Source organism: Enterobacter sp. SA197 (assembly GCF_054131575.1).
Genome location: NZ_CP096393.1, coordinates 242,929 through 255,058, shown reverse-complemented (window position 1 = coordinate 255,058; position 12,130 = coordinate 242,929). Strand labels below are relative to the sequence as shown.

General features: G+C 53.5%; 5 protein-coding genes, 2 tRNA genes and 3 rRNA genes. 1 reads left to right on the top strand and 9 read right to left on the bottom strand.

What is annotated here, in order from left to right:
• Positions 1 to 65: 65 nt before the first annotated feature.
• From rrf to pepQ, 9 genes are all read right to left on the bottom strand, one after another.
• Positions 66 to 181, bottom strand: a 5S ribosomal RNA gene (gene rrf / locus M1D91_RS01210).
• Positions 182 to 376: 195 nt separating this feature from the next.
• Positions 377 to 3,281: ribosomal RNA gene (locus M1D91_RS01205) — 23S ribosomal RNA — on the bottom strand.
• Positions 3,282 to 3,488: 207 nt separating this feature from the next.
• Positions 3,489 to 3,564, bottom strand: a tRNA-Ala gene (locus M1D91_RS01200).
• A gap of 104 nt (positions 3,565 to 3,668) precedes the next feature.
• Positions 3,669 to 3,745: transfer RNA gene (locus tag M1D91_RS01195), tRNA-Ile, on the bottom strand.
• 71 nt (positions 3,746 to 3,816) lie between these two features.
• Positions 3,817 to 5,356, bottom strand: a 16S ribosomal RNA gene (locus tag M1D91_RS01190).
• Together the 16S, 23S and 5S rRNA genes with 2 tRNA genes alongside form the textbook arrangement of a ribosomal RNA operon.
• A gap of 392 nt (positions 5,357 to 5,748) precedes the next feature.
• Positions 5,749 to 6,291, bottom strand: coding sequence for a menaquinone-dependent protoporphyrinogen IX dehydrogenase (gene hemG / locus M1D91_RS01185; RefSeq protein WP_437432945.1), 543 nt, complete (start codon positions 6,289 to 6,291; stop codon positions 5,749 to 5,751).
• 11 nt (positions 6,292 to 6,302) lie between these two features.
• A complete protein-coding gene (trkH, locus tag M1D91_RS01180) occupies positions 6,303 to 7,754 on the bottom strand; it encodes a Trk system potassium transporter TrkH (RefSeq protein ID WP_437432946.1) in 1,452 nt (483 codons plus the stop codon).
• Positions 7,755 to 7,801: 47 nt separating this feature from the next.
• The gene (locus M1D91_RS01175) at positions 7,802 to 8,416 is read right to left on the bottom strand and encodes an IMPACT family protein (protein WP_437432947.1); all 615 of its coding nucleotides are present in this window, start codon (positions 8,414 to 8,416) and stop codon (positions 7,802 to 7,804) included.
• On the bottom strand, positions 8,416 to 9,747 hold the full coding sequence (gene pepQ / locus M1D91_RS01170) for a Xaa-Pro dipeptidase (protein WP_437433032.1): 1,332 nt from the start codon (positions 9,745 to 9,747) through the stop codon (positions 8,416 to 8,418). The genes M1D91_RS01175 and pepQ overlap by 1 nt, the downstream gene beginning before the upstream one ends.
• A gap of 190 nt (positions 9,748 to 9,937) precedes the next feature.
• Between pepQ and fadB the strand changes: the two genes are divergently transcribed.
• On the top strand, positions 9,938 to 12,127 hold the full coding sequence (fadB, locus tag M1D91_RS01165) for a fatty acid oxidation complex subunit alpha FadB (RefSeq protein ID WP_437432948.1): 2,190 nt from the start codon (positions 9,938 to 9,940) through the stop codon (positions 12,125 to 12,127).
• Positions 12,128 to 12,130: the final 3 nt, after the last annotated feature.

The window sequence follows — 12,130 nt, the reverse complement described above, 5'->3', positions numbered from 1 at the left end:
AGGTTTCATGGGCAATGAAAACGCAAAAAGCCCATCCGTCAGGATGGGCTTTTCACTTGTTTGATGCCTGGCAGTTCCCTACTCTCGCATGGGGAGACCCCACACTACCATCGGCGCTACGGCGTTTCACTTCTGAGTTCGGCATGGGGTCAGGTGGGACCACCGCGCTAGTGCCGCCAGGCAAATTCTTTGTGCTCTGTACGCAATCTTTTATCGCATCAGCCGCGTTGCCTGCGCTCGCAAAGTCAGTCACATACCTCAGTATGCTCCTTCCTTTCCTTCGCTGGCCGCCTTGCTGCTGCGTAAATTATTGCGCACTTAATTCTGGAATCAGCTGAAAATCGTGTTTCTCACGCCAAAACAGCTTCGGCGTTGTAAGGTTAAGCCTCACGGTTCATTAGTATCGGTTAGCTCAACGCATCGCTGCGCTTACACACCCGACCTATCAACGTCGTCGTCTTCAACGTTCCTTCAGGAGACTTAAAGTCTCAGGGAGAACTCATCTCGGGGCAAGTTTCGTGCTTAGATGCTTTCAGCACTTATCTTTTCCGCATTTAGCTACCGGGCAGTGCCATTGGCATGACAACCCGAACACCAGTGATGCGTCCACTCCGGTCCTCTCGTACTAGGAGCAGCCCCCCTCAATTCTCCAGCGCCCACGGCAGATAGGGACCGAACTGTCTCACGACGTTCTAAACCCAGCTCGCGTACCACTTTAAACGGCGAACAGCCGTACCCTTGGGACCTACTTCAGCCCCAGGATGTGATGAGCCGACATCGAGGTGCCAAACACCGCCGTCGATATGAACTCTTGGGCGGTATCAGCCTGTTATCCCCGGAGTACCTTTTATCCGTTGAGCGATGGCCCTTCCATTCAGAACCACCGGATCACTATGACCTGCTTTCGCACCTGCTCGAGCCGTCACTCTCGCAGTCAAGCTAGCTTATGCCATTGCACTAACCTCCTGATGTCCGACCAGGATTAGCTAACCTTCGTGCTCCTCCGTTACACTTTAGGAGGAGACCGCCCCAGTCAAACTACCCACCAGACACTGTCCGCAACCCGGATAACGGGTCCACGTTAGAACATCAAACATTAAAGGGTGGTATTTCAAGGTTGGCTCCACGCAGACTGGCGTCCACGCTTCAAAGCCTCCCACCTATCCTACACATCAAGGCTCAATGTTCAGTGTCAAGCTATAGTAAAGGTTCACGGGGTCTTTCCGTCTTGCCGCGGGTACACTGCATCTTCACAGCGAGTTCAATTTCACTGAGTCTCGGGTGGAGACAGCCTGGCCATCATTACGCCATTCGTGCAGGTCGGAACTTACCCGACAAGGAATTTCGCTACCTTAGGACCGTTATAGTTACGGCCGCCGTTTACCGGGGCTTCGATCAAGAGCTTCTCCTTACGGATAACCCCATCAATTAACCTTCCGGCACCGGGCAGGCGTCACACCGTATACGTCCACTTTCGTGTTTGCACAGTGCTGTGTTTTTAATAAACAGTTGCAGCCAGCTGGTATCTTCGACTGGTTTCAGCTCCGTGAGCAAGTCACTTCACCTACACACCAGCGTGCCTTCTCCCGAAGTTACGGCACCATTTTGCCTAGTTCCTTCACCCGAGTTCTCTCAAGCGCCTTGGTATTCTCTACCTGACCACCTGTGTCGGTTTGGGGTACGATTTCGTGTTACCTGATGCTTAGAGGCTTTTCCTGGAAGCAGGGCATTTGTCACTTCAGCACCGTAGTGCCTCGTCATCACACCTCAGCGTTAAAAGGTACCGGATTTACCTGGAACCTCCGCCTACATGCTTAAACCGGGACAACCGTCGCCCGGCCGACATAGCCTTCTCCGTCCCCCCTTCGCAGTAACACCAAGTACAGGAATATTAACCTGTTTCCCATCGACTACGCCTTTCGGCCTCGCCTTAGGGGTCGACTCACCCTGCCCCGATTAACGTTGGACAGGAACCCTTGGTCTTCCGGCGAGCGGGCTTTTCACCCGCTTTATCGTTACTTATGTCAGCATTCGCACTTCTGATACCTCCAGCAGCCCTCACAGGCCACCTTCAACGGCTTACAGAACGCTCCCCTACCCAACAACACATAGTGTCGCTGCCGCAGCTTCGGTGCATGGTTTAGCCCCGTTACATCTTCCGCGCAGGCCGACTCGACCAGTGAGCTATTACGCTTTCTTTAAATGATGGCTGCTTCTAAGCCAACATCCTGGCTGTCTGTGCCTTCCCACATCGTTTCCCACTTAACCATGACTTTGGGACCTTAGCTGGCGGTCTGGGTTGTTTCCCTCTTCACGACGGACGTTAGCACCCGCCGTGTGTCTCCCGTGATAACATTCTCCGGTATTCGTAGTTTGCATCGGGTTGGTAAGCCGGGATGGCCCCCTAGCCGAAACAGTGCTCTACCCCCGGAGATGAATTCACGAGGCGCTACCTAAATAGCTTTCGGGGAGAACCAGCTATCTCCCGGTTTGATTGGCCTTTCACCCCCAGCCACAGGTCATCCGCTAATTTTTCAACATTAGTCGGTTCGGTCCTCCAGTTAGTGTTACCCAACCTTCAACCTGCCCATGGCTAGATCACCGGGTTTCGGGTCTATACCCTGCAACTTAACGCCCAGTTAAGACTCGGTTTCCCTGCGGCTCCCCTATACGGTTAACCTTGCTACAGAATATAAGTCGCTGACCCATTATACAAAAGGTACGCAGTCACACCACGAAGGTGCTCCCACTGCTTGTACGTACACGGTTTCAGGTTCTTTTTCACTCCCCTCGCCGGGGTTCTTTTCGCCTTTCCCTCACGGTACTGGTTCACTATCGGTCAGTCAGGAGTATTTAGCCTTGGAGGATGGTCCCCCCATATTCAGACAGGATACCACGTGTCCCGCCCTACTCTTCGAGTTCACAACAGATGCGTTTTCGTGTACGGGACTTTCACCCTGTACCGTGCGACTTTCCAGACGCTTCCACTAACACATTTGCTGATTCAGACTCTGGGCTCCTCCCCGTTCGCTCGCCGCTACTGGGGGAATCTCGGTTGATTTCTTTTCCTCGGGGTACTTAGATGTTTCAGTTCCCCCGGTTCGCCTCATGCCACTATGTATTCATGACATGATAGTGTGACGAGTCACACTGGGTTTCCCCATTCGGGTATCGCCGGGTCAAGGGTTCATATCACCTCGCCGGCGCTTATCGCAGATTAGCACGCCCTTCATCGCCTCTGACTGCCAGGGCATCCACCGTGTACGCTTGGTCGCTTAACCTCACAACCCGAAGCTGTTTCGTAAAACGCTTCAGTGTCGTGAAAATTTGAGAGACTCAAACACGCCTGATTTTCTTTTCTTATTACGGAGAAAAGAAACAGGGTGTTGTTTCAATTTTCAGCTTGATCCAGATTTTTAAAGAGCAAAACTTCGCAGTGAACCTTTTCAGGTACACTCTGAAGTTTTCTTGTGGTGTGCAGTAAAGGATGGTGGAGCTATGCGGGATCGAACCGCAGACCTCCTGCGTGCAAGGCAGGCGCTCTCCCAGCTGAGCTATAGCCCCATCGGTAAACCTCATCAACCTTAATTTCTGTTGAGGCAAGGCGTGGTGACACGAAGCATACTGAAGTATGTGAGTGTCGCCGCAACGCAGCATCAGCAGAAATTTGGTAGGCCTGAGTGGACTTGAACCACCGACCTCACCCTTATCAGGGGTGCGCTCTAACCACCTGAGCTACAAGCCTGCAGAGATTTCTTTACTGCTTCATTTCATCAGACAATCTGTGTGAGCACTGCAAAGGCAGGTTCTTTAAGGTAAGGAGGTGATCCAACCGCAGGTTCCCCTACGGTTACCTTGTTACGACTTCACCCCAGTCATGAATCACAAAGTGGTAAGCGCCCTCCCGAAGGTTAAGCTACCTACTTCTTTTGCAACCCACTCCCATGGTGTGACGGGCGGTGTGTACAAGGCCCGGGAACGTATTCACCGTGGCATTCTGATCCACGATTACTAGCGATTCCGACTTCATGGAGTCGAGTTGCAGACTCCAATCCGGACTACGACGTACTTTATGAGGTCCGCTTGCTCTCGCGAGGTCGCTTCTCTTTGTATACGCCATTGTAGCACGTGTGTAGCCCTACTCGTAAGGGCCATGATGACTTGACGTCATCCCCACCTTCCTCCAGTTTATCACTGGCAGTCTCCTTTGAGTTCCCGACCGAATCGCTGGCAACAAAGGATAAGGGTTGCGCTCGTTGCGGGACTTAACCCAACATTTCACAACACGAGCTGACGACAGCCATGCAGCACCTGTCTCAGAGTTCCCGAAGGCACCAATCCATCTCTGGAAAGTTCTCTGGATGTCAAGAGTAGGTAAGGTTCTTCGCGTTGCATCGAATTAAACCACATGCTCCACCGCTTGTGCGGGCCCCCGTCAATTCATTTGAGTTTTAACCTTGCGGCCGTACTCCCCAGGCGGTCGACTTAACGCGTTAGCTCCGGAAGCCACGCCTCAAGGGCACAACCTCCAAGTCGACATCGTTTACAGCGTGGACTACCAGGGTATCTAATCCTGTTTGCTCCCCACGCTTTCGCACCTGAGCGTCAGTCTTTGTCCAGGGGGCCGCCTTCGCCACCGGTATTCCTCCAGATCTCTACGCATTTCACCGCTACACCTGGAATTCTACCCCCCTCTACAAGACTCAAGCCTGCCAGTTTCGAATGCAGTTCCCAGGTTGAGCCCGGGGATTTCACATCCGACTTGACAGACCGCCTGCGTGCGCTTTACGCCCAGTAATTCCGATTAACGCTTGCACCCTCCGTATTACCGCGGCTGCTGGCACGGAGTTAGCCGGTGCTTCTTCTGCGGGTAACGTCAATCGACACGGTTATTAACCGTATCGCCTTCCTCCCCGCTGAAAGTACTTTACAACCCGAAGGCCTTCTTCATACACGCGGCATGGCTGCATCAGGCTTGCGCCCATTGTGCAATATTCCCCACTGCTGCCTCCCGTAGGAGTCTGGACCGTGTCTCAGTTCCAGTGTGGCTGGTCATCCTCTCAGACCAGCTAGGGATCGTCGCCTAGGTGAGCCATTACCCCACCTACTAGCTAATCCCATCTGGGCACATCTGATGGCAAGAGGCCCGAAGGTCCCCCTCTTTGGTCTTGCGACGTTATGCGGTATTAGCTACCGTTTCCAGTAGTTATCCCCCTCCATCAGGCAGTTTCCCAGACATTACTCACCCGTCCGCCACTCGTCACCCGAGAGCAAGCTCTCTGTGCTACCGTTCGACTTGCATGTGTTAGGCCTGCCGCCAGCGTTCAATCTGAGCCATGATCAAACTCTTCAATTTAAGTTTGATGCTCGTAGAATTAAACTTCGTAATGAATTACGTGTTCACTCTTTGAGACTTGGTATTCATTTTTTGTCCGAAGACATCAAGAATCCATGTCACTTTGAGTGCCCACACAGATTGTCTGATAAATTGTTAAAGAGCAGTGCCGCTTCGTTTTTCGCTGCGGCGCGGGGTGTGCATATTACGCTTTCCCGCTTCAGAGTCAAGCGTTTATTTTCGCTTTTCTCTGCGGGCTTCTCAGTGAATCTCACCGGAACACCCTGCTGACCCGGCGGCGTGTGTGCCGTTGTTCCGTGTCAGTGGAGGCGCATTATAGGGAGTTATTCCGGGCTGACAAGTCTAAAATTCAAAAAATTTATCGTTCGCTCAAATTTCATTCGTAAAGTTTATTAAAGAGACGATTTGCGGTTTAACTGAGCAATTTTACCGGCAAATAAGCTCACCTGCTGCCAGTCGGTGTAGACCACCTCTTTACGCGTATCGGTTTCACCGCCCGTCATTTTCATAATGAGTTGGATCATCAGGCGATCGAACCAGCGATAACGCGGGTAACGTAACGCCCCAGCAAAGACGGCGCAGGCATCAGGCTGCCACGGAGATCGCGCGAGGAACTTCTGCGTATAGCTGTTTGTCTCCGGCGTGTTTTTTTCCGGCTTACGCGCCACCAGGTTTACAGAGAAGAATGCCCCTGGCAGACGGCTCAATATTTCACGGTGCTGTTTCACAAAGCTGTCCAGCACCGGATTGAAATGACCGTAGCGAATAGAGGCACCAATCACGACCCGCTCATAAGCGTCCCAGTGAACATTTTGTGTATCATGAAGATTAACCATATCACTCTCGATGCCAAGCCCACGGAGCTCGGCGGCAATCGTGTTGGCAATCTCATGCGTCTGTCCATCACGGGTCGAAAACAGAATCAATGTTTTCACGTATTACGTCCTTATTCGCGCCAGAAAGTGGGAGTGAAGAGTACTAATAAGGTAAAGACCTCAAGGCGACCAAACAACATGTTGGCCATCAGGATCCATTTCGCTACCGGATTCATGCTGGCAAAGTTGTCTGCCACCACGCCGAGGCCTGGCCCCAGGTTATTAAGGGTGGCCACTACGGAAGCAAAGGCCGAGAAGTCATCCACGCCGGTGGCAATGATTGCCAGCATGCTGACGATAAACACCAGCGCATAGGCCGAGAAGAATCCCCACACTGCTTCAAGGATACGCTCCGGCAGCGCACGGTTACCTAATTTAATGCTGTATACCGCATTCGGGTGCACCAGACGTTTCAGTTCACGGTTGCCCTGCTTGAACAGTAACAGGATACGGATGACCTTCAGCCCACCACCCGTCGACCCGGCGCAGCCACCGATAAAAGCAGAACACAGCAGCAGTACCGGCAGGAACAGCGGCCAGCGGGCAATGCTGTCGGTAGTGAATCCTGCGGTGGTCGCCATCGAGACGACCTGGAAGAAAGCCTGATTGAGGGTGGTCACCGCTGAGGCATAAACGTTGTGGAACCATAGTACGACGGTGCAGATAACCACCAGCGTCAGCTGCACACCAATAAACATTCTGAATTCCGGGTCCCGCCAGTAGACCTTTAAATTTCGGCCGCTTAATAAAGAGAAGTGCAGGCCGTAATTACAGCCTGAGATCAGCAGGAAGATAGCAATAATCGTATTGATTGTCGGGCTGTCAAAATAGCCGACGCTGGCATCATGGGTTGAGAAGCCGCCGATGGCGATCGTCGAGAAACTATGGCCTATTGCGTCGAACGCTGGCATACCGGCAAACCACAGAGCCAGCGCACAGGCCACCGTCAGCAGGACATAAATAAGCCACAGGGTTTTCGCCGTTTCCGCAATACGCGGGCGCATTTTGTTGTCTTTCAGCGGACCCGGCATCTCGGCACGGTAAAGCTGCATTCCCCCAACGCCCAGAATCGGCAGAATCGCCACCGCCAGCACGATGATCCCCATCCCGCCGAACCACTGCAGCATCTGGCGATAAAAGAGGATGGCGTGAGGGAGCGAATCCAGCCCCACCAGCGTGGTGGCCCCGGTGGTGGTTAAACCCGAAAAAGATTCAAAAAACGCGTCGGTGACCGTCAGGTTAGGGCTTTCGGAGAAGATAAAGGGCAGCGCACCCACACTTCCCAGCACCGTCCAGAACAGTACGACAATAAGGAAACCCTCGCGGGATTTAAGTTCACTCTTCTCCCGCCGGTTTGGCCACCACAGGATGGAGCCAATCGCCAGCGCAACGAAGAACGTCTGGGTAAAGGCTCGGCCGGCCCCATCGCGGTAGAGTAAGGCCACCAGCCCAGGCAGAATCATCGTCCCGGAAAAGAGGATGATAAGGAGTCCAACAATTCGGGTTATGGCGCGAAAATGCATCTCTGCCGCTTCCTTAGGTATTAACGTGTGCAAAAACCAGGTGGGGATTATTCTTCAATCTTATCTAAATGCAACGCACCGCGACTGAAATCAGCGAGTTTTAGCGAAAAAGCCGCCACCTCAGATTGCGGAAGGGCGACCCGGAGGTAAACGGTAGCCTGATATTCGCTCGCAATAATTTTTCCGGAAAACTGACTCAGCAACGTCTCGATGCCGGTCAATTGTCCGTACTCGCACTGCAAAGTATATTCGGTTAATGGCGTCTTGCGCTGCGTTGTGAGCAGAGCAAGCGCCTGGCTGACACCACCGCCATACGCTTTCACTAAGCCACCGGTTCCGAGCAACACGCCGCCATAGTAACGCACCACCACGGCGGTGAGTTCACCGACACCACTCCCCATGAGCTGGGCGAGCATTGGCTTCCCGGCTGTTCCCGAAGGCTCGCCATCGTCGGAAAAACCCAACTGTTGCGAGTCATCCGGCGGCCCGGCTACCCAGGCCACGCAGTGATGTCGTGCATCCGGGTGTTCTGCACGAACCGACTCCACAAAGGCTTTCGCCGCCTCCACGCCATCGGTATGCGCCAGCAGCGTAATGAAACGGCTTTTTTTGATCTCTTCAGCAAAGGTGACCGGCGCAGCCGGTATCAGCCAGCTTTCCATTACGCCAGTTTCAAATCCCGCGTCATGTTCTCAATGCTGTTCTCATGAATAACGATGTTGTCTTCAATACGAATGCCACCAAACGGCTTCAGCGCTTCTATTTTCTGCCAGTTGAAGTGCTGACTGAACGGGCCTTCACGCCACGGCGCTAACAGGGAGTCAATAAAATAGAGGCCTGGTTCAATGGTCAGCACCATACGTGGCTGCAAAATACGCGTGCAGCGCAGGTAAGGGTATTTCGACGGCGCGGCCAGATGCGTGCCGCTATCATCCTGCATAAATCCGGCAACATCATGCACCTGCAGCCCCAGCGGGTGCCCAATACCGTGCGGCATAAACGGCCCGGTGAGATCGTTCTCCACCATCGCCTCTTCACTGATGTCAGTAATTATCTGATGCTTACGCAGCAGCCTGGCGATACGCTGATGGAACTGCACATGGTACTCAAGGTAATTGACCCCGGTTTTCATGGTCGCAATCAGCGCCAGTTGCTCTTCATTAACGTCCTTGATCAACTGGGCGTAGTCATTATCGCTGTTGGCAGACCAGGTGCGGGTCAGGTCAGCGGCATAACCGTTATATTCCGCACCGGCATCCAGCAGGAAGCTACGCGGCTCCGCAGGAGCATGATGATCCAGTCTGGTGTAGTGCAATACGGACGCATGCTCATTCAGCGCCACAATATTGCTGTATGGCACATCGGTGTCACGGTGGCCGGTAGCCGTCAGGTAAGCCAGGTTAATGTCGAACTCGCTCATGCCTGAACGGAAAGCTTCTTCAGCGGCACGATGTCCATTAACCGCCGTTTTCTGCGCTTCGCGCATGCACGCCAGTTCATAATCGGTTTTATAAGCGCGGTAGTAGTGCAGGTAATCAATCACCCCTTTCGGGTTGATGTTGCTGGCGGCAATCTCCAGTGCGAGAGCTCGCTCGGGCACTGGCCCGATGTAACCTATATTGCTGCGCGTGGCAGGCAACTGACTGCTAATGCCATCCGCTTTGGGCAGAGCAATAACCTCGACCTCTTCGGTCCAGAATGATGTCGGCAACGGTTCCACGTTGTGCCAGTAATCGACCGGCAGATAGAACCACAGTTTTGGTTTGTTAACACCATCCACCAGCAACCAGCAATTGGGAACCTGGGTTACCGGCACCCAGGCTTTGAACTGCGGATTGACTTTAAACGGGTAGGGATGATCGTCGAGAAAGACATTGAAGAGTTCGCCGGAGTGAATCAACAGCGCGTCAAGGTTAAAGCGGGCCAGTACATCGCGGGTACGTTCCTGTAACGTAACAATATGATTTTTATAGAGCGCGGCCAGTGAGTCCATCATTCTTCCTTCTGTTTTTTTGACCTCATGTTTTCGCATCTTAGCACAGCCTCTCCGGGGTGGGTGATTTCCCCTGAGCGTGATCGGCCCTGCAATTTCTTAATGATAAATTTGCAATTTATTAACATAAAATCCACACTTCGCCTCATCTGGTATGACCAGATCATCTTGCGGGACTCAGGAGACTGACATGCTCTACAAAGGCGAAACCTTATATCTTAACTGGCTGGAAGACGGCATTGCCGAACTGGTGTTCGACGCTCCCGGCTCAGTGAACAAACTTGATACAGCTACCGTTGCCAGCCTCGGCGAGGCGCTGGACGTGCTGGAAAAGCAGTCCGATTTAAAAGCCCTGCTGCTGCGTTCTGAAAAGGCGGCATTCATCGTCGGTGCTGATATCACCGAATTCCTCTCTCTGTTCCTGGTTCCTGCAGAGCAACTGAGCACCTGGCTTCACTTTGCTAACAGCGTATTCAGCCGCCTGGAAGATTTACCGGTGCCGACAATTTCTGCCGTGAATGGCTACGCGTTGGGCGGCGGCTGCGAGTGCGTGCTGGCGACCGACTACCGCCTGGCGACGCCAGACCTGCGCATCGGTCTGCCGGAAACTAAACTCGGCATTATGCCCGGCTTTGGTGGGTCGGTACGTCTGCCGCGTCTGCTCGGGGCGGACAGCGCCCTTGAGATCATCGCTGCCGGTAAAGATGTCGGTGCCGACGAGGCGCTGAAACTCGGTCTGGTCGACGGCGTGGTAAAACCAGAGAAGTTAAAAGAAGGTGCACTCGCCATTCTGCGCCAGGCGATTAGCGGCGATCTTGACTGGCGAGCCAAACGCCAGCCGAAGCTGGAGCCGCTGCACTTAAGCAAAATCGAAGCGGCCATGAGCTTCACCATTGCTAAGGGCATGGTGGCGCAGACCGCAGGCAAACATTATCCCGCCCCGATGACCGCAGTGAAAACCATCGAAGCAGCTGCGCGTTTTGGTCGTGAAGAAGCACTGAATCTCGAAAATCAAAGCTTTGTCCCCCTTGCGCACAGTAAAGAAGCCCGCGCACTGGTCGGGATTTTCCTTAACGATCAGTATGTGAAAGGCAAAGCGAAGAAACTGACTAAAGATATTGAGACGCCAAAACACGCCGCGGTCCTGGGCGCTGGCATCATGGGCGGTGGCATTGCTTATCAGTCAGCATGGAAAGGCGTGCCGGTGATAATGAAGGACATCGCCGATAAGTCACTGACGCTCGGCATGACCGAAGCCAGCAAGCTGCTTAATAAACAGCTGGAGCGCGGAAAAATTAATGGCCTTAAGCTGGCGGGCGTGATTTCGACCATTCATCCTACCCTTGATTACAGCGGTTTTGACCGCGTAGAGGTGGTCGTTGAAGCGGTAGTGGAAAACCCGAAAGTCAAAAAAGCGGTGCTGGCGGAAACCGAAGAGCAAGTCCGCCCGGGTACCGTTCTGGCCTCCAACACCTCGACTATTCCTATCAGCGAACTGGCAAGCGTGCTCAAACGCCCGGAAAACTTCTGCGGCATGCACTTCTTTAACCCGGTTCATCGTATGCCGCTGGTTGAAGTCATTCGCGGTGAAAAAACCTCTGATAAAACCATCGCCACCGTGGTGGCGTGGGCCAGCAAAATGGGCAAAACACCGATTGTGGTCAACGACTGCCCTGGCTTCTTCGTCAACCGCGTACTCTTCCCTTACTTCGCCGGTTTCAGCCAGCTGCTGCGCGACGGCGCAGATTTCCGCAAGATTGATAAGGTGATGGAAAAACAGTTTGGCTGGCCGATGGGCCCGGCTTACCTGCTCGACGTTGTTGGCATTGATACCGCGCACCACGCGCAGGCGGTCATGGCAGCCGGTTTCCCACAGCGGATGCAGAAAGATTATCGTGATGCCATCGATGCGCTGTTCGACGCTAACCGCTTCGGGCAGAAAAATGGGCTGGGCTTCTGGCGCTATAAAGAGGACAGCAAAGGCAAACCGAAGAAAGAAGAAGATGCTGCCGTTGACAGTCTGCTGGCGGATGTCAGCCAGGCGAAGCGTGATTTCAGCGACGATGACATTATCGCCCGCATGATGATCCCGATGGTCAACGAAGTGGTGCGCTGTCTGGAAGAGGGCATTATCGCAAGCCCGGCGGAGGCGGACATGGCGCTGGTCTATGGTCTTGGCTTCCCTCCTTTCCACGGTGGGGCATTCCGCTGGCTGGATACCATTGGCAGTGCGAAATATCTCGATATGGCACAGCAGTATCAGCACCTCGGTGCTCTGTATGAGGTGCCGGAAGGTCTACGTACCAAAGCGCGCCATAACGAACCCTACTATCCCCCGGTTGAACCAGCCCGTCCGGTTGGTGAGCTAAAAACGGCTTAAGGA